Origin of the sequence: Streptomyces sp. NPDC086147, assembly GCF_040702165.1 — a bacterium.
Taxonomy (GTDB): Bacteria; Actinomycetota; Actinomycetes; order Streptomycetales; family Streptomycetaceae; genus Streptomyces.
Genome location: NZ_JBFBJO010000004.1, coordinates 180,391 through 196,624 on the forward strand (window position 1 = coordinate 180,391; position 16,234 = coordinate 196,624).

The 16,234-nt window shown below is 74.1% G+C and carries 16 protein-coding genes and 1 tRNA gene; 11 read left to right on the plus strand and 6 right to left on the minus strand.

Annotated elements, in window-relative coordinates:
* Nucleotides 1-132 precede the first annotated feature (132 nt).
* Entirely contained in the window at nt 133-1,218 is a 1,086-nt protein-coding gene (locus AB0398_RS11540) for a bile acid:sodium symporter family protein (RefSeq protein WP_366373976.1), read from the plus strand.
* Nucleotides 1,219-1,281: 63 nt separating this feature from the next.
* Here the strand turns inward: AB0398_RS11540 and AB0398_RS11545 are convergent, their stop codons facing one another.
* Nucleotides 1,282-3,528: an FhaA domain-containing protein gene (locus tag AB0398_RS11545; protein ID WP_366373978.1), complete on the minus strand. Its 2,247-nt coding sequence runs from the start codon at nt 3,526-3,528 to the stop codon at nt 1,282-1,284.
* 396 nt (nt 3,529-3,924) lie between these two features.
* Between AB0398_RS11545 and AB0398_RS11550 the strand changes: the two genes are divergently transcribed.
* The 6 genes from AB0398_RS11550 to AB0398_RS11575 all read left to right on the plus strand — a co-directional run bounded on the left by AB0398_RS11550 (nt 3,925) and on the right by AB0398_RS11575 (nt 8,090).
* Nucleotides 3,925-4,446, plus strand: coding sequence for an isochorismatase family protein (locus AB0398_RS11550; RefSeq protein WP_366373980.1), 522 nt, complete (start codon nt 3,925-3,927; stop codon nt 4,444-4,446).
* Entirely contained in the window at nt 4,443-4,826 is a 384-nt protein-coding gene (locus AB0398_RS11555; RefSeq protein WP_366373982.1) for a (2Fe-2S) ferredoxin domain-containing protein, read from the plus strand. The genes AB0398_RS11550 and AB0398_RS11555 overlap by 4 nt, the downstream gene beginning before the upstream one ends.
* Nucleotides 4,827-5,039: 213 nt before the next feature.
* Nucleotides 5,040-6,002, plus strand: coding sequence for a beta-ketoacyl-ACP synthase III (locus AB0398_RS11560; RefSeq protein ID WP_366373983.1), 963 nt, complete (start codon nt 5,040-5,042; stop codon nt 6,000-6,002).
* A gap of 148 nt (nt 6,003-6,150) precedes the next feature.
* Nucleotides 6,151-6,882: a hypothetical protein gene (locus AB0398_RS11565; protein WP_366373985.1), complete on the plus strand. Its 732-nt coding sequence runs from the start codon at nt 6,151-6,153 to the stop codon at nt 6,880-6,882.
* Between the two features lie 124 nt (nt 6,883-7,006).
* Complete coding sequence (locus tag AB0398_RS11570; RefSeq protein WP_366373987.1) at nt 7,007-7,675, plus strand: class F sortase; 669 nt, start codon at nt 7,007-7,009, stop codon at nt 7,673-7,675.
* 330 nt (nt 7,676-8,005) lie between these two features.
* Nucleotides 8,006-8,090 (plus strand) — tRNA-Leu (locus AB0398_RS11575).
* Nucleotides 8,091-8,184: 94 nt separating this feature from the next.
* On the opposite strand, the gene AB0398_RS11580 is transcribed toward AB0398_RS11575, so the two are convergent.
* The 3 genes from AB0398_RS11580 to AB0398_RS11590 are packed head-to-tail and all read right to left on the minus strand — an operon-like array spanning nt 8,185 to nt 9,903.
* Nucleotides 8,185-8,895 carry a methyltransferase domain-containing protein gene (locus AB0398_RS11580; RefSeq protein WP_366373989.1) on the minus strand — a complete coding sequence of 237 codons (711 nt, stop codon included), beginning with the start codon at nt 8,893-8,895 and terminating at the stop codon, nt 8,185-8,187.
* Between the two features lie 34 nt (nt 8,896-8,929).
* Complete coding sequence (locus AB0398_RS11585) at nt 8,930-9,448, minus strand: hypothetical protein (RefSeq protein WP_366373991.1); 519 nt, start codon at nt 9,446-9,448, stop codon at nt 8,930-8,932.
* Between the two features lie 17 nt (nt 9,449-9,465).
* Nucleotides 9,466-9,903, minus strand: a complete 438-nt coding sequence (locus AB0398_RS11590; RefSeq protein WP_121829727.1) for an ATP-binding protein — start codon at nt 9,901-9,903, stop codon at nt 9,466-9,468.
* Between the two features lie 263 nt (nt 9,904-10,166).
* Between AB0398_RS11590 and AB0398_RS11595 the strand changes: the two genes are divergently transcribed.
* Genes AB0398_RS11595 through AB0398_RS11605 form a run of 3 tightly spaced genes read left to right on the plus strand, consistent with a single transcriptional unit; the run spans nt 10,167 to nt 12,171 of the window.
* Nucleotides 10,167-11,042 (plus strand): helix-turn-helix transcriptional regulator, encoded by an 876-nt coding sequence (locus AB0398_RS11595; protein ID WP_366373993.1) that lies wholly within the window; start codon nt 10,167-10,169, stop codon nt 11,040-11,042.
* Entirely contained in the window at nt 11,043-11,309 is a 267-nt protein-coding gene (locus AB0398_RS11600) for a DUF397 domain-containing protein (protein WP_366373995.1), read from the plus strand.
* 43 nt (nt 11,310-11,352) lie between these two features.
* Nucleotides 11,353-12,171, plus strand: coding sequence for an SAM-dependent methyltransferase (locus tag AB0398_RS11605; RefSeq protein WP_366373996.1), 819 nt, complete (start codon nt 11,353-11,355; stop codon nt 12,169-12,171).
* Between the two features lie 68 nt (nt 12,172-12,239).
* On the opposite strand, the gene AB0398_RS11610 is transcribed toward AB0398_RS11605, so the two are convergent.
* Both AB0398_RS11610 and AB0398_RS11615 read right to left on the minus strand, forming a co-directional pair.
* Nucleotides 12,240-14,153, minus strand: coding sequence for a M64 family metallopeptidase (locus AB0398_RS11610; protein ID WP_366373998.1), 1,914 nt, complete (start codon nt 14,151-14,153; stop codon nt 12,240-12,242).
* A gap of 84 nt (nt 14,154-14,237) precedes the next feature.
* Nucleotides 14,238-15,581 (minus strand): 6-phospho-beta-glucosidase, encoded by a 1,344-nt coding sequence (locus tag AB0398_RS11615; RefSeq protein ID WP_366373999.1) that lies wholly within the window; start codon nt 15,579-15,581, stop codon nt 14,238-14,240.
* 89 nt (nt 15,582-15,670) lie between these two features.
* Between AB0398_RS11615 and AB0398_RS11620 the strand changes: the two genes are divergently transcribed.
* Entirely contained in the window at nt 15,671-16,138 is a 468-nt protein-coding gene (locus AB0398_RS11620; RefSeq protein ID WP_366374001.1) for a YchJ family metal-binding protein, read from the plus strand.
* Nucleotides 16,139-16,234: the final 96 nt, after the last annotated feature.

Sequence of the window (16,234 nt, forward strand, 5' to 3'; positions counted from 1 at the left end):
CGGCGCACGGACCCGTACAGACAGCGGCGCACGGACCCGTACAGACAGCGGCGCACGGACCCGTACAGACAGCGGCGCACGGACCCGTACAGACAGCGGCGCACGGACCCGTACAGACAGACAGTGGAGCCCATGACCCCCCGCACCACCGGCCGCGCCTCCCGCCTCCTCTCCCGGCTGCCCGTCGACGGGTACGTCCTGGCGCTGCTCGGCACGGTCGTCCTCGCCGCGCTCCTGCCCGCCTCCGGGACCGCCGCGACCGTCGCGGAGGGGACGTCGACCGGGGCCGTGGCCCTCCTCTTCTTCCTCTACGGGGCCCGGCTCTCCACCCGAGAGGCGCTCGACGGCCTGAGGCACTGGCGGCTGCACCTCACCGTCCTCGGCTGCACCTTCCTGCTCTTCCCGCTCCTCGGCCTCGCCGCGCGCGGACTCGTCCCCGCCGTGCTCACGCCCCAGCTCTACGGCGGGCTCCTCTTCCTCTGCCTGGTGCCGTCCACCATCCAGTCCTCCATCGCCTTCACCTCGATCGCCCGGGGCAACGTGCCCGCCGCGATCTGCGCCGGCTCGTTCTCCTCGCTCGCCGGGATCGTCCTGACGCCGCTGCTCGCGGCGCTGCTCCTCGGCGGCGGGGTCGGTGCGGTCGGTGGAGGCGGCGGCCTCTCCGCCGACGGGATCCTGCGGATCGTCCTCCAGCTCCTCGTGCCATTCCTCGCCGGCCAGCTTTTGCGCCGCTGGGTCGGGGGCTTCCTGGTCCGGCACAAGAAGGTCCTGGGCCACGTCGACCGGGGCTCGATCCTGCTCGTCGTCTACACCGCCTTCAGCCAGGGCATGACCGCCGGCGTCTGGCACCTGGTGACCCCCGCCCGGCTCGGACTGCTGCTCGCCGTCGAGGCGGTCCTGCTCGCGGTGATGCTGGCGGCGACCTGGTACGGGGCAGGGCGCCTCGGCTTCGACCGGGCCGACCGGATCGCGATCCAGTTCGCCGGCTCGAAGAAGAGCCTGGCGGCCGGGCTTCCGATGGCCAGCGTCCTCTTCGGCCCCCAGGCCTCCCTCGCCGTCCTCCCGCTGATGCTCTTCCACCAGATGCAACTGATGGTCTGCGCGGTCATCGCGAAGCGCCGCGCCCACGACGGGGAGGCGAAGCCGCAACCGGAGCCGGGCCGTGCGGCGGGCGAGCGCGTGCCCGGCGGCCGCGGCGCGGGCGCTTCCGCTCCCTGATGCGACGTGATCCGCGGGACACCCCTGAGGGGTGTCCCGCGGATCACGCTGCTTCGTGCCGGATCAGCCCCACGCGGGGGTGGCGAACATGCTGGCCGCGTTGAAACCCGAGTGGGGGTACGAGACGCCCCAGCCCACCGCCTCGGGCTGGGTGCGCGGGAAGTCCGCGGCCACCAGCGTCGCCAGGTCGAAATAGGCTTCGCGGGTCCGGGGCCTGAGCTGCTCCAGATCGACCTCGGCGCCCGTGGCGAGGTGCTCGTCGAACGGGATCGACACCACGCCCCGGCAGCGGGAGCGGAAGTGGTCGACGACGTCGTTCACCTTCACCATCTTGCTCTTGTTGCGGGCCTCGGAGATCACGGTGATGCTCCGCTGGACGAGGTCGTCGTAGCGGTGCGCGCTGAGCCAGTCCAGGGTCGTGCTGGCGCTGGTGGCGCCGTCCACGCTGGGCGTGGCGACCACGATGAGCTGGTCCGCGAAGTCCAGGATGCCCCGCATCGCGCTGTGCAGCAGACCGGTCCCGGAGTCGGTCAGGACGATCGGGTAGTGCTGTCCGAGGCAGCCGACCACCTGTCGGTAGTCCTCCTCGTTGAACGCCGTGGAGAGCGCGGGGTCCGCCTCGTTGGCGAGGATCTCCAGGCCGCTGGGGGACTGGGAGGTGAAGCGCCGCACGGCCATGTAGTTGTCGATGTTCGGGAGCTCGGCCACGAGGTCGCGGATGGTGGCGCCGGTCTCGCAGCGCACGCGCCGGCTGAGCGTTCCCGCGTCCGGATTGGCGTCGATCGCGACGACCCGGTCCTGGCGCTCGGTGGCGAGGGTCGCGCCCAGGGCGGTCGTGGTGGTCGTCTTCCCGACTCCGCCCTTGAGGCTGATGACGGCGATCTTGTAGGACTTCATCACGGGGGTGCGGAGGATGGCCAGCTTCTGCTGGTGCGCCCGTTCCGCGCTCCTGCCGCCGATGCGCAGGCGACCGAGGCCGCGGCGGTCGGTGGGCCGGGAGCGCAGCAGACGCTCGGGGGAGAGCTCGACCGCGGCGCTGAGGCCCAGCGCCCCGCCGCGGCCGCCGCGGTCCTGTCCCTGCCAGTGGCCCTGACCGTGGTGCGCCGGCGGGCCGTAGTGCGGCGGCATCGCGGGAGCGCCGTACGGCACGTGCGGCTGACCGGGGTGGGGAGCGGGCGGAGGCTGCTCCACGCCGGGACCGTGCGGGGCGGGGGCCGCGGGACGGTGCTCCTCCGCGCCGCGCGGCGGCAGGGCCCCGTACGCGGCTCGCGTGTCGGGCCCGGAGTCCGTCGGCACGGGGCCCCGGGGCCTGCCGGCGCCGCCCGCCACGGGCGGCACCGGGGCGGGACCGTCGGAGCCCTTCCGCCTCCTGCCGGGTGGAGGGGCGTCGACGGAGGGGTCGCGGTCGTTGGTCACAGCGGGTCCTTTCGGGTGTGGGGGGCTTGCGTCGACCACCGGGCCGGCGGTCCGGTGACGGCGGTTCTCCCCGGACGCCGGCCGGGTCTGCCGGGCGGTCCGGTGACGTGGGGTCTCGGTGAGGGGCGGACCGCCGAGGGGGACCTCGGCGACCGGCGGCTCCTCGGCGGTCAGGCTCCCGGCCCGGGATTCGGACGGGCCGGTGACGTGCCGGTGGGCACGTTGTCCGTCACCGGGCCGCGTCAGGACGGTCACGCCTGTGCGGTCCGTGGCGGGTTCCGGGCGGAGCGGCCCGGACGGCTGGGTGAGCGGGTTCGGCGGGTCGGCCCGGACGAGCGTGCCGTCCGGGCCGAACGTCAGGCCGAAGGAGATGAACTGCTCCACCGTCAGGACCTGTCTGTCCGTGTACGGAACGTGCGGGGGCACCTGCCACGACGGGGCCCCGCCGCGGCCGGACCCGGCCGGCGACGCGGGCGCGGTGCGGTGGTGCCGACTGGTCTGCAGGGTGTGCTGGACTTCGAGCGGGACTTCGAGCCGGCTGCGCACGCGGAAGTTCCCGGCCCTCAGGTTCTCCGTCCGCTGCAACTGCACCTTCAGCGGCCCCACGAACGAGTAGCGCTGTTCCTCGGCGTACTCGCGCAGCTTCAGGACCAGCTCCTCGCCCAGCATGACCAGGCACGCGCTCTGCAGCTCGTGATCGCCCGGACTGAGCTCGACGATGAAGCCGTTGGGCACGATGACGCAGTCCCGGTTCCAGATCCTGGCGTTGATGTCGCACTCGCGCTTGAGAGCGCCGATGAATTCCATGGGTTGAACGGCGGATTTGAAGACCTTGGCGAAGGTTCCGTTGACCAAAGCCTCGAAGCGCCGCTCGATCTTGTTCAGCGGCCCCATGACAGCCTCCGAGGGTGCCCATCTGCCGGGCAAGGCCAGATGAAGAGATGATTACTAATAGTATTTATATAGCCACGGGTGGTTACAGCGTGTGGTGCGACGCCGTAATTCACCGGATCGTGGCTGCCGCGGATCGACCCGGGCGGAGCCCCGGCTGCTCGGGCGAAACCGGTGCGACTGTCGCGAACTGGCTGTTTCGCCCGGGAGCGCCCTCGGGGCCGCCGCCCGCCGCCCCGCGGGTACGCCCGGTGGAGCGGAGCCGAACGGGCCTGGATCCGGGCGTCCGCGGCCCGCGCCGGTCCCGCGCGGCTTCCCCCGGCTCCGTGCGCCCCTCCGTAGGCCGGATCACACCCCCGGCCGCCCCTGGATGATCATCGGGGCCGCTACGGTGCTCCCATGCCCGCACTCGATCCCGGCCGCACCGCACTCGTCCTCGTCGACCTGATGGAACGCATCGTCGCGCTGCCCCTCGCCCCCCGCCCCGGCACCGACGTCCTCGCCGCCTCCGCCCGGCTCGCCGACACCTTCCGGGACGCCGGCGCGCCCGTCGTCCACCTCCGCGTCGAGCGCCCCAACACCGCCGCACAGCCGCCCGGCAGCGAGCTCGTCCCCGACCTCGTCCGGGACGGCGACCCGGTCGTCGTCAAGCGGACCATCGGCGGCTTCCAGGACACCGGCCTCCACGAGCTGCTCTCCGGCCTCGGCGCCGACACCCTGGTCCTCGGCGGCATCGCCACCAACCTCGGCGTCGAGTCCACCGCCCGCGCCGCCTGCGACCTCGGCTACGGCCTCGTCTTCGCCGAGGACGCCATGGCCGCCCTCACCGCCGACGAGCACCACGCCTCCGTCGCCCTCGACTTCCCCCGCCTCGGCACGGTCGCCCCCGTCTCCGCGATCACCCTGGACGGCCCGGAGTGACCCCGGTGCCGATACGGTACGGGGCCCGCCCCTGCTCCCTCGTCGTCTGCCGGGGCTGCTGCTGCGGCGACGCCCGCAAGAACCCGGGCACCGACCACGACGCCCAGCTCGCCCGGCTCCGCGAGGCCGCCGCGGCCTCCGGCGGCCGGCTGATCGTCCGTACCAGCGACTGCCTGGGGCCCTGCGCCCAGGCCAACATCGTCGTGGTGCAGCCCTCCACCGAGGGCCGGCGGCGCGGCGGACGGGCCGCGTGGGTCGGGTTCGCCCTGGACGAGGACTGCCTCGAAGACATCCTCGCCTGGACGGCGGCGGGCGGCCCCGGCATCGCCCCGCCCCCGGCGACCCTGGCCCTCCAGCTGGTCGACCCGCCGAAGAACTGAGCCGCGCACGCTCCGTAAGGAAGCGGGGAGACCCCTCGCGGAACCCGGGGAGGGCCGCGGTGCGGCGGGAGCCGTGCCCCCCACGGGCCCTTGTCACGGTCGGCCAAGCGGTACGGGTGAATGTTGGTGGTTTACGTCACCGGTTACCCATCAGTCGCTGGCAAGACTGGGTGGTCCTGCCGGACGAACGAACCACCTAGGGGGACCCTGAGCATGACGGGCACTCGCATTGCCGCGCTCGGGCACTACCAGCCCGCCAAGGTGCTGACCAACCACGACCTCGCCGAACTCGTCGACACCGACGACGCGTGGATCACCAGCAGGGTCGGCATCCGCACCCGGCACGTCGCGGGCCCCGACGAGCCCGTGGACGAGCTCGCCGCGCACGCCGCCGGCAAGGCCCTGGCCACGGCCGGCCTGGTCCCCGACGACATCGACATGGTCCTCGTCGCCACCTCCACCGCGATCGACCGCTCGCCGAACATGGCCGCCCGCGTCGCCGCCCGCCTCGGCATGACCGGGCCCGCCACCCTCGACCTCAACGTGGTCTGCGCCGGCTTCACCCACGCCCTGGCCACGGCCGACCACGCCGTACGGGCCGGCGGGGCCCGCCGCGTCCTGGTGATCGGCGCCGACAAGATGACCGACGTGGCCGACTGGACGGACCGCACCAGCTGCGTCCTCGTCGGCGACGGCGCGGGCGCCGCGATCGTCGAGGCCGTCGACGAGGACGAGGCCGGGGACGGGACCGCCCCGGGCATCGGCCCGGTCCTGTGGGGATCGGTCCCGGAGATGGGCCACGCCGTCCGCATCGAGGGCACCCCGCCCCGCTTCGCCCAGGAGGGCCAGAGCGTCTACCGCTGGGCGACCCAGCAGCTCCCCGCCCTCGCCCGCAAGGCCTGCGAGCGCTCCGGCGTCGCCCCGGAGGAGCTCGCGGGGGTGGTCCTCCACCAGGCCAACCTGCGCATCATCGAGCCGCTCGCCGCCAAGATCGGCGCCGTCAACGCGGTCGTGGCCCGCGACGTCGTCGACTCCGGCAACACCTCCGCCGCCTCGATCCCGCTGGCCCTGGCCAAGCTGGTCGAACGCGGCGAGCTGCCCTCCGGCGCCCCGGTCCTGCTCTTCGGCTTCGGCGGCAACCTCTCGTACGCCGGTCAGGTGATCCGGGTCCCGTAGGGGACCCCGCGACGGGCCCGCGTGCCCCGTTCGGCGGAGCCCGGTGGCGGCGGGCCGGGGGCGGACCTAGCTTCGAACGCGGTGAGGGTCGTCCTTCCGGGGGCGGAACCGCTCCGCGTCCGGGCCCTCGCGCGATCGGAGGAACGCCATGCGTGCGATACGTGCCGCCGCTTCCGCCGTCCTGCTCGGCGCCGCCGCCGTGATGACGGCGGGCCCGGCGGCCCTGGCGGACGAGGGCGCCGGCGCCGTCACGCCGTTCGGCTTCTCCGTCACCCCGGAGACGGTCGCCCCCGGCGGCACCGTCACCCTCGCGTCCGAGGGCTGCGAGGTGCCGTCCGTGACGGTCACCTCCGGCGTGTTCGACACGGTCACCCTCGAAGAGGGCCGTCCGGGCACCGCGACCGTGGACTTCGGCGCCAAGGCCGGCGCCCGGTACGAGATCACCTTCGACTGCCAGGGCGAACGCGGCACCGCCGCTCTGACCGTCGCCGGGGAACACGGGGGCGCCGCCGCCACGGAGCCCGCCGACGGCATCACCGGAACCGGGACCGAGACCGACACGTACGGCACCGGAACCGAGACCGGGACCGGGACGTACGACACCGGGGCCGGCACCGACAGCCACGACACCGGGGCCGGCACCGACAGCCACGACACCGGGGCCGGCACCGACAGCCACGACACCGGCGTCGGCGCCCGCCCCGACACCCCCACCGGCGCCCAGAAGGGCGTGAAGGCCGGTTACGGGACCGCCGCCTCCGACGCGGAGACCGACGGGCTCGGCACGGCCGAGGTGGTGACGGGCGCCCTGCTCATCGTCGGCGCGCTCGGCTCCGCCGTCGTCCTCACCCGCCGCCGCGCGGCCGACGGCCGCGTCTGACGGCCGGGACCAGGGGGCCGAAACGGCCCCTCCGCCCCGGTGTGACGAGGTCCGGGACGGAGGGGCGCCATACGAAGAGACGAGAGACCACGCGGCCGGGCGGCCGCCGTGGAGGAGAGCGGACGTGGGGCGAGCGGACAGCACGGGCCGGCACGGCGCCTGGGGCGCCGTCGCCGTCGTCCTCCTCGTGGGAGTGCACCTGGTGCGCGGCGGTGCGGAGGAGCTGCGGGCGGCGGGACCGCCGCAGCCCCTCGCCGCGGCCGCCCCCCGCGGCACCCGTGCCGACGCCGCCCTCCTCGCCCCCGCACCCGTCTCCGATGCGGAGACCGATCCGCTGCCCGCCTCGCCCCCGGTCCGCGTCCGCGTCCCGGCCGTCCGCGTCGACGCGTCCGTCACGGCGGTCGGACTCGACGCCGAGGGCTGGATCGAGGCCCCGCCGCCGCAGGACGACCGGCTCGCGGGCTGGTTCACCGGCGCGGTCACCCCCGGCGAGCGCGGCACCGCCGTCGTCGTCGGCCACGTCGACACCCCGAGCGGCCCGGCCGTCTTCTACGAGCTCGGCGCCGTCGGCAGGGGCAGCCGCGTCGAGGTCCTCCGCCGCGACGGGAGGACCGCCGTCTTCACCGTGTACGGGGCCGAGGTCGTCCCCAAGGAGGGCTTCCCCGCCCGGCGGGTCTACGCCGACTCCGGCCGGCCCGAGCTGCGCCTGATCACCTGCGGCGGCACGTACACCGAGGAGGGCGGCTACGAGGGCAACGTGGTGGTCTCGGCCCGCCTCACCGAGGTCCGCTGACCCCGCGAGGGACCCGTGACCGGGCCCGGCCCGACCTGACGGACTCCCCCCGAAGCATTGGCCTGGACCGCAGGACGTCGTCAAGGTGACTCCCACGGAGCCGGCGTCGGGGGGCGTCGAGCTCCACCGGGCCGCCCGGGGCCCCGCACCACGCTCCGTACGCACGAAAGCGCCCATCGTGCGTATGTCCGGACAATCCGGACCGAATCGGGGTCGCCGGGGCCGTCCCACCCCACTGACCACGGAAAACGCTGGTGAAAGGCGCCTGAAACCCCTGGTAGAGTTATCTCTGTCGCCGCGGGGGAAACCCCGAAACGACAACAACACCCAGTCCGGGTGGCGGAATGGCAGACGCGCTAGCTTGAGGTGCTAGTGCCCTTTATCGGGCGTGGGGGTTCAAGTCCCCCCTCGGACACAGAGAAGAAGTGCCGGTCGATCTCGCATCGACCGGCACTTCTCGTATCCGGCGCTTCCCGTACGGGGCCGGTCTCCCGCACCGGCCCCCGCGGTCAGCCCTTCCTCGCCACCACCAGCCTGCACGCCGGGCTGCCGTCCTCGCGGCGGCCCAGGGACTCGACCGGGACGAGGGTGACGTCGAAGCCGGCCGCCTCCAGGCGGGTGCGGACGTCCGCGAGGCGGAAGGTGCGGTAGTACATGACGAAGGGCGGGCGCCAGAGCGCGTTCCTGACCCGCATCACCGCGTCGAAGCCCCACAGCGCCCAGTAGGGGCGCGAGCCGACGCGCGGCGGGGCCGGGAGCGGGAAGGCGAAGGTGCCGCCCGGGCGGAGGGAGGCGTGGACCCGCTCGAAGAGGGCGCGCTGCTCCTCCGGCAGGAAGTGGCCGAAGGCGCCGAAGCTCACCGCCAGGTCGAAGGCGGGCCCGAAGGGCAGGGCCAGGGCGTCGGCGCGGACCAGGTCGGCGTCGGGGTGCGCGCGGCGGGCCTCGGCCAGCATGCCCGTACTGAAGTCGACCCCGGTGACCCGGCCCGCGCAGACCGCGCGCAGGACGCCGAGACCGGCGCCGGTGCCGCAGCAGACGTCGAGGCCCGAGTCGAACGGGCCGAGGGTCTCCAGGGTGCGGGTCACCGCGTCCAGGAGACGGTCGGAGGTGCGGAAGGGCGTCGCGTCGAACTTCTCCGCGAGCAGGTCGTAACCGTGCTCGACCGAGGAGAGGGCCTGGACGGTCAGCTCGCGGAGGCCGGGGCCCTGCGGAGTGAACATGGGCCCGACCCTATGCCGTGACGGCTCGCGCGCGTCAGAGCGCGCTGCGTACCGAGGAGGCCGACCAGGACGGGGTGACGCCCGTGAGCTGGCAGGTCAGCAGGTAGAGGGGGATCGGCGGCGTGTAGGGCGAGGCGCCGTCGGGCCGGTGGATCAGCCGGGGGCGGCGGTCCGGGATCTCCGCGCCGCGCGCGTAGCAGGCGGGCAGCGGCCAGGTCAGGTCCAGGTCGGAGCCGGCCGGGACGAGCCACCACCACCAGTCGGAGTCGGCGTAGACGCAGCCGTTGGAGGGGAGCCGGGAGAGGATCTTGAAGCCGAAGCGGGCGGGGACGCCGACGGCGTCGCGGCCCAGGCCGGCGGAGAGGTCGGCGGGGACGGCGAGACGGGTGACGGGGTCCGGCCGCCGGGAGCGGGCGGGACCCGCCGGGCCGAGGATGCTCCGGGAGGGCGCGTCGGCGGCGCGGTGGTCGTCCCGTTCGAGACGGAGTTCCAGGGAGCGGCCGGCGGCCGGGACCAGGCCGAGGCCGGGGTGGCGGCGGGTCCGCGGCAGCATGCGGTCCGCCATCGACCTCAGCACGCTTCCCCCGTGCCGTGGGCCAGCTCGGCCCAGACGGTCTGCGACGTGCCGTGCCCGGTGCGCTCGGCGCCCCACGCGCTGCACAGCGCGTCGACGATGATCAGTCCCCGGCCGCGCTCGTCCTCGCCGCAGTCGCGGATCCGCGGCCCCGCCGGGCCGCCCTCGTCCCGCACGGCTATCCGCAGCTTCTCCTCGCCCTCGCGGAGCTCGCAGACGAAACGGCCGCTGGCGGTGTGCACGACGGCGTTGGTGACCAGCTCGGAGACGATCAGGGAGACGGTGTCGCGTATGTCGGGGCCGCAGCCCCAGATGATGAGCCGCTCCTCCGCGAGGCGACGGGCCCGCGCGACCGACGCCGTGAGGGCCGGGAGCTCGAAGGCGAAGCGCCGCACGGCGCCGGTATCGGTCTGAGGCTGTGGGCGCTGGGCCATGACGCGGGGACTCATGAGACCTGAAGGCTGCGCGTTACCAGAAGCCACGACCGGTTCCTCACAACAGTGGGCAGGACTTGCCGTACGGCGCCGCGCCGGGGCGCGGAGGCGCACGACAGCAGCGTGTACTGGTTCACCGGAACACTGTCCTCCTGCGTCGGACACTTGGCAAGTGGCACTCTGGAAATTGCAGAGTGCCGTGTTCTCTCCGGCCCGGCTTCGTGGCACACTCGTCGAAAACAGCGCGTCGGGGAGGTCTGGGAGTGAGCGAGCCGCGGTCCGCCCCCACGGTGGGACAGGTCGTCCTCGGAAAGCGGTTGCAGGACCTGCGCGAGCGGGCCGGCATGAAGCGGGAAGAGGCCGCCAAGATCCTCCGGGTGGCCCCGGCCACCGTCCGGCGGATGGAGACCGCCGAGGTCGCGCTGAAGATCCCCTACGTCCAGCTCCTGCTCAGGGAGTACGGGATCACGGACTCCGAGGCCGAGGGCTTCGTCGCCCTCGCGGAGGAGGCCAACCTCCCCGGCTGGTGGCAGCGGTTCCACGACGTGCTGCCCGGCTGGTTCTCCATGTACGTCAGCCTGGAGGGGGCCGCGAGCCTCATCCGTGCGTACGAGCCCCAGTTCGTTCCCGGTCTGCTCCAGACCGCGGAGTACGCCCGTGCCATTCTGCGCAGCGGGGCGGTCGGAGGCGGCAGCGACGCCGCCGGGGAAGAGGACACCGAACGGCATGTAGCCCTGCGGATGGAGCGCCAGTCCCTGCTGCTGAGGGACGACGCCCCGAAGTTCTGGGTGATCATGGACGAGACGGTGTTCCGCCGGCCGGTCGGTGACGGGCCCGAAGTGATGCGCGACCAGCTCGACCGGCTGCTCGAAGCGTCCGAGCTGCCGAACGTCACCCTGCAGATCGCGGAGTTCGCGTCCGGCCACCACCCCGGCACCTACGGACCGTTCGTCCTCTTCCGCTTCGCCGTGCCCGAACTCCCGGACATGGTCTACAGCGAGTACCTGACCGGCGCGGTCTATCTCGACGCGCGTCCCGAGGTGGCGTCCCACCTGGAGGTCATGGACCGCATGGCGGCTCAGGCCGCGACTGCACAACGCACGAAGGAGATTCTCCGGAATCTCCGCAAGGAGCTGTGAATGGATCGCATATACAACGGCATGCCCGCCGCGGAGCTCGGTGCCGAGGGTTGGCACAAGCCCTGGAGCGGCGGGAACGGGGGCAACTGCGTGGAGGCCATGAGACTGGCCGACGGCAGGGTCGCCGTGCGACAGTCCGCAGACCCTGAGGGACCCGCGCTCATCTACACCCACGGGGAGATCGAGGCCTTCATCTTGGGGGCCAAATCCGGCCAGGCCGACTTTCTGCTCGCCCAGCCCTTCCGTCCCGCCCCTACCGTCGCGTAACTCTTGCTGTAGCGCCACTCGTTCATCCCGACCAGGAGAGCCGATGACCCAGGACCCCGCAGCTCCGCGGACCGACGTACGCATCGACACCAGCAAGCCGCACCCGGCACGCATGTACGACTGGTTCCTGGGCGGCAAGGACAACTACCCGGTCGACGAGGCGATGGCCCGTCAGCTCCTCACCGTCGACGCCCGGGGCCGGGACATGGCCCGTGTCAACCGGGCCTTCATGCACCGCGCCATCCGCTGGCTCAGCGCCCACGGCGTCCGCCAGTACCTGGACATCGGCACCGGCATCCCGACCGAGCCCAACCTGCACCAGATCGCGCAGCAGGCCGCGCCGGAGGCCCGCATCGTCTACTGCGACAACGACCCGATCGTGCTCGCGCACGCGGCCGCCCTGCTGCGCTCGACCCCGGAGGGGGCCACCGAGTACATCCAGGCGGACGCCCGCGAGCCCGAGGTCATCCTCGAAAGGGCCGGAAAGGTCCTTGACTTCGACCAGCCCATCGCGCTGTCGATGCTCGCCCTGCTGCACTTCGTCGGGGACGAGGACGGCGCGTACGAGCTGGTCTCCAAGATCGTCGACAAGCTCGCGCCGGGCAGCTACCTCGTCCTCTCCCACGTCACCGGGGACTTCAACCCCGAGGGAGCGGCGCAGGCGGCCGCCATGTACAAGGCGCGCGGGCTGACCCTGCGGCCCCGCTCGCGCGACGAGCTGGCCGCGTTCTTCGACGGCATGGAGTTCGTCGAGCCGGGCGTCTCGCTCACCGCCGAATGGCACCCGGAGCTGGGCGAGCCCGTCCCGGTCCAGGGCGACGAGCCCATCCCGGGCTGGGCCGGCGTGGCCCGCAAGGTCTGACCCCGCCCCTCACGAACGGCGCGAACGGCGGCCCCGCGGACCCTCCCGGTCAGCGGGGCCGACCCGTCTCAGCCCCTCGGCGGCACCAGCGTCACCAGGAAGCTCCGCACCGGGCCCTCGTTCCCGGCCGCGTCGACCGTGCGGTACTCGACGGTGTGGGTGCCGTAGTCGGGCGTCGCGTCGTCCCACGGCACCGCCCGGGTCCGGCCCAGCTTCCCGTACACGAGGCCGTCGATCACCGTGCCGCCCGGCGAGAAGCGGAACGGCGCGTCCGCGTCCGTCGGCCAGCCGTAGTACGTGTACCAGCCGTCGCCGTCGACCCGGAACCGGCTCACCACCGCGCCCTCCCGGTCGTCCCGCGCGGTCAGCCGCATCGTGAACGCGCCGTCGTAGACGTACTCCACCGGCCGCCCCGGCCGCCGCACCGTCCGCAGCGGCTCCGACAGCTCGTACGCGGCCGTGGCCGGCCGGGCGTCGACCGTCCAGCGCAACTCCCGCCCCGTGCCCGCGATCCGGGCCGTGAGCACGTGGGTGCCGGGGGCGATCCGCAGCGCGCCCAGGTCCAGGTCGCGGTCGTTGCGGTCGCCCGTCGCCACGGGACGCCCGTCGAGGTGCCAGCGCACCGCCGGGGTGCCGTCCACCGGGTGGGTGGTGTCCGCGTGGACGACGCTCCGGGCGCCGACGGGAGAGCCCGTCGGGGTGTGCCCGGTGAACGCGGCCCCGACCGGCCCCCGCGCGGTGGTCAGCGAGGGATCCACCGTCCAGCGGACGGTCCGGGTGAGCGCCTCGGAGGCGCGGACCGCCGGATCGCGGACGAACGGCGTCGGATCGGTAACCGTCGCCGTCAGCGCGTGCGGGCCCGGGGAGAGCCGGAGCCCGCGCAGGTCGACGGCACGGGCGCCGCGCGTGTCCAGGGTCCGCCCGTCGAGCCGCCAGGTCACGGCGAGTTCACCGCCCACCGGGTGCAGGACGTCCACCCACACCGACCGGTCCGCCCCGATCGGCGCCGCGTTCGGCGTGTGGCCCTGGACCAGGTTCACCTTCGCCGCGATCGCCCGGACCATCACCTCGCGCTCCACCTGGTCGAAGGCGTAGCCGAGGGTCTTCATCAGGGAGTGGCGGCTCGGCCGCCAGACCCCCTCCGTGCTGTACAGGCCGCCCTCGTGGCGGCCTATGACCCCGCCCGACTCGCTCTCCTCGCCCAGCCAGCGCCACCACTTGGCCCCCTGCTCCCGCATCTGCCGTTCGGTGAGGAGCGTGTGGTGGGCGGAGGCCGGTTCCGGGCCGGAGTACGTGCCGCCCGGCACCCCGCGCCCGTAGTAGTCGTACTCGTCCTGGAGGCCGCCGAGCGAGTGCCCGAGCTCGTGCGGGGTGATGAGGGCGGAGAGCGCGTTGCCGCCGGACGCGGTCGCGTAACCGCCGCCCGCGCCGCCGTAGGTGGAGCTGTGGGCGAGGGCGACGACCTGCCGGTCGGCGGCGCTCGTCCCGGGCACGAGGTCCGCCAGCGCGGCGGCCTTCCGCCCGTCGACGGTCAGCAGCCGCTGCACGCTGCCCGGGTCGCAGCCGCCCCAGAACCCCATGTCGAGCACGGTGTCCCGGGCGGGTGCGTCGAGCCCCGGGTCGCAGTCCACCCCGGACTCCGCCGAAGGCGCCTCCACCGCCCACACGTTGACGTACGAGCGGTAGGAGGCGAAGGGCTCGACGCTCCACAGGGTGTTCAGGTGCCGTTCGAGGTCCGCCCGGAACTCCGGCATCTCCCGCGCGGTGTAGCCGTCGCCCAGGAACACCAGGTTGAACCGCCGGTCCGCCGGTCCGGTGGTCTGCACGGGGACGACGACCGGCTCCCCGGCGGAGGCCGCCCGCCCGCCGGGCGCCCCCGTCTCCGCGCCCGCCGGCGCCGTTCCCGCCAGGCCGGCGGCCAGCAGGCAGACCGCGACGAGCCGGGCCGCGCCCCGCCGAACTCCCTTGTTCCGTAAGGTCATGGGGCGCGAGCCTAGGCCGCGCCCCGCCCCGGTGGAAGGCGTCCGTCGGCCGTATCGGCCGCCCGTGGGGGAGGCGCCGGTGGCTCAGTACCGCAGGTACGCGAGTCCCGGGTGCGCCGCCGCGTACTCCTCCACGAGCCGGCGGGCCACCGCGACCGAGTCCACCAGCGGGTGCAGCGCGAAGGCCTTGACCGCCGTCTCCCGCGACCCGCTCTCCGCCGCCGCGAGCACCTCCCGCTCCACCCCCTTCACGGCCGTCACCAGGCCGACGGCGTGGTACGGCAGCGGGGCCACGGCCACCGGCCGGGCGCCGTTCGCGTCGACCAGGCAGGGCACCTCGATCACCGCGTCCGCGTCCAGCACGGAGAGCGTGGTGCCGTTGCGCACGTTCAGGATCAGCGTCGTCCGCTCGTCGCGCGCGACCGCCCGCATCAGGGCGAGCGCCACCTTCTCGTAGCCGCCCGACTCCAGGTCCTCCTCGTCGCGCTCCCCGACCCCGGCGGCCTCCCGGTTGGCGGCCATGTAGGTGGCCTCCCGGTCCGCGAGCGTGCGGTGCCAGGCGGCCAGGGCGGGGGTGTCCGGCCTGCCCATCTCCTCGTAGAAGGCGCCCTGCTGGTCGCGCAGGTACGCGCCGCGCGTCCGTTCGGCGGTCCGGTAGGCGTGCACGGCCTCCCGGTTGAAGTAGTAGTAGTGCAGGTACTCGTTGGGGACCGCGCCGAGCGAGCGCAGCCACTCGGGGCCGAAGAGCCGACCCTCCTCGAAGGAGCCGAGCGCCTCCTCGTCGGCGAGCAGCCGGGGCAGCTCGTCCCGGCCGCCGATCCGCAGCCCCCGCAGCCAGCCCAGGTGGTTGAGGCCCACGTAGTCGATCCAGGCCTCGTCCGGGTCCGCGCCCAGGATCCGGGCGACCCGGCGGCCCAGGCCCACGGGGGAGTCGCAGATGCCGACGACCCGGTCGCCGAGGACCCGGGACATCGCCTCCGTGACCAGGCCCGCCGGGTTGGTGAAGTTGATGACCCAGGCGTCCGGGGCGAGCTCCGCGACCCGCCGGGCGATGTGCGTCGCGACGGGCACGGTCCGCAGGCCGTACGCGATCCCGCCCGCCCCCACCGTCTCCTGCCCGAGCACCCCTTCGGCGAGCGCGATCCGCTCGTCCGCCGCCCTGCCCTCCAGGCCGCCGACCCGGATCGCCGAGAACACGAAGTCCGCCCCGCGCAGCGCCTCGTCCAGGTCCGTCGTCGCCGTCACCTCCGGCGCGTCCGGCACCCCCTCGGCCTGGTCCGCGAGGACCCGCGCGACGGCGGAGAGCCGCCCCTCGTCGAGGTCGTGCAGGGTGACCCGGGTGACCCGCCCCTCGGCGTGGTCGCCGAGCAGCGCGCCGTACACCAGCGGCACCCGGAATCCGCCGCCGCCGAGAATCGTCAGTTTCATGCCCGTACGCTACTCGGGCGCCCCCGCCGGGAGCCCCCGCACACGGGCCGGGGAGCGGGCGGGGGCGGCGGCCGGGGCACAATGGCGCCATGTCCCGACGCAAGGCCCGCCCCCGCACCGCGCCCCGTACCGCCCCGGCTTCCGCCGCCCCCGCCGCCCCCGTCGTCACCCCGGAGTCGCCCTGCCCCTGCGGCCTCGGCCCCGCCTACGGCGCGTGCTGCGGCCGCTTCCACACGGGCATGGGCGGCACGGCGCCCACCGCCGAACTCCTCATGCGCTCCCGCTACAGCGCCTTCGTCGTCCGCGACGAGGCCCATCTGCTGCGCACCTGGGCGCCGGAGACCCGGCCGGCCGAGGTCGACTTCGACCCCGGGCTCCGCTGGGCCGGTCTGGAGATCGAGGGGACCACCGAGGGCACGGCCTTCCACCGGCGCGGCACCGTCACCTTCACGGCCCGCTACGTCCACGGCGGCGAGCCGGGCGCGCTGCGCGAGCGGAGCCGCTTCGCCCGCTACGAGGGGGCGTGGGTGTACGTGGACGGGGACGTCGCGGAGTAGCCGACCACCGGGCATCCGTCCACCGGGCATCCGTCCATCGGGTGTCCGTCCGCTGGATGTCCGTCCGCCGGGCGTCCGTCCGCCGGGCGTCCGTCC

Bases quoted from the DNA above. Each gene is read 5' to 3' on its own strand.
- AB0398_RS11540 (WP_366373976.1), top strand. From the start codon at position 133: ATGACCCCCCGCACCACCGGCCGCGCCTCCCGCCTCCTCTCCCGGCTG.
- AB0398_RS11545 (WP_366373978.1), bottom strand. From the start codon at position 3,528: ATGGGGCCGCTGAACAAGATCGAGCGGCGCTTCGAGGCTTTGGTCAAC.
- AB0398_RS11550 (WP_366373980.1), top strand. From the start codon at position 3,925: ATGCCCGCACTCGATCCCGGCCGCACCGCACTCGTCCTCGTCGACCTG.
- AB0398_RS11560 (WP_366373983.1), top strand. From the start codon at position 5,040: ATGACGGGCACTCGCATTGCCGCGCTCGGGCACTACCAGCCCGCCAAG.
- AB0398_RS11565 (WP_366373985.1), top strand. From the start codon at position 6,151: ATGCGTGCGATACGTGCCGCCGCTTCCGCCGTCCTGCTCGGCGCCGCC.
- AB0398_RS11580 (WP_366373989.1), bottom strand. From the start codon at position 8,895: ATGTTCACTCCGCAGGGCCCCGGCCTCCGCGAGCTGACCGTCCAGGCC.
- AB0398_RS11585 (WP_366373991.1), bottom strand. From the start codon at position 9,448: ATGCTGCCGCGGACCCGCCGCCACCCCGGCCTCGGCCTGGTCCCGGCC.
- AB0398_RS11590 (WP_121829727.1), bottom strand. From the start codon at position 9,903: ATGGCCCAGCGCCCACAGCCTCAGACCGATACCGGCGCCGTGCGGCGC.
- AB0398_RS11600 (WP_366373995.1), top strand. From the start codon at position 11,043: ATGGATCGCATATACAACGGCATGCCCGCCGCGGAGCTCGGTGCCGAG.
- AB0398_RS11605 (WP_366373996.1), top strand. From the start codon at position 11,353: ATGACCCAGGACCCCGCAGCTCCGCGGACCGACGTACGCATCGACACC.
- AB0398_RS11610 (WP_366373998.1), bottom strand. From the start codon at position 14,153: ATGACCTTACGGAACAAGGGAGTTCGGCGGGGCGCGGCCCGGCTCGTC.
- AB0398_RS11615 (WP_366373999.1), bottom strand. From the start codon at position 15,581: ATGAAACTGACGATTCTCGGCGGCGGCGGATTCCGGGTGCCGCTGGTG.
- AB0398_RS11620 (WP_366374001.1), top strand. From the start codon at position 15,671: ATGTCCCGACGCAAGGCCCGCCCCCGCACCGCGCCCCGTACCGCCCCG.